Here is a 677-nt window from a genome sequence, read left to right as displayed (position 1 = left end):
GTCTTGTGGACGCCTCGCCGTATCTGTTTATTCGTCAGCTCGGCGAACCATCGCTCCACCAGGTTGAGCCAGGACGATCCGGTGGGTGTGAAGTGCAGGTGGAACCGGGGGTGGGCCAGCAGCCACGTCTTGATGGCCGGGGTCTTGTGGGTGGCGTAGTTGTCCAGCACCAGGTGGACCTCGAGGCCGGCCGGCACTTCGCGGTCGAGCTTGATGAGGAACTTCTTGAATTCCTCGGCGCGGTGGCGGCGGTGCAGGGAACCGATGACCTTGCCGGTGGCGATCTCCAGGGCGGCGAACAGGGTGGTGGTGCCGGCGCGGACGTAATCGTGTGTGACGCGTTGCGGTACTCCGGGCATCATCGGCAGCACCGGCTGGGAACGGTCCAGGGCCTGGATCTGCGACTTCTCGTCGACACAGAAAACCAGGGCCCGCTCCGGCGGGTCCAGGTAGAGGCCGACGACGTCGTGGACCTTGTCGACGAAGTACGGATCCGTCGACAGCTTGAACGTCTCCGAGCGATGCGGCTGCAGACCGAACGCCCGCCAGACCCGCGACACGGTCGACTGCGACAGGCCCGTCTGCTTCGCCATCGACCGTGTCGACCAGTGGGTCGCGTTCTTCGGGGCCGATTCCAGCGTCCTGGCCACCAGGGCGGCCACCTGCTCGTCGGTGAC

General features: G+C 65.9%; 1 protein-coding gene. It reads right to left on the bottom strand.

The features are described 5' to 3' along the window. Positions 1–677: IS630 family transposase (locus tag MRBLMG1_RS36190; RefSeq protein ID WP_367828407.1), on the bottom strand; the 677-nt coding region annotated here is incomplete at both ends.

Origin of the sequence: Streptomyces sp. LMG1-1-1.1 (assembly GCF_040815545.1) — a bacterium.
GTDB lineage: Bacteria > Actinomycetota > Actinomycetes > Streptomycetales > Streptomycetaceae > Streptomyces.
Note: the sequence above shows the minus strand (reverse complement) of the source record. Positions and strands in the feature narration are given on the sequence as shown.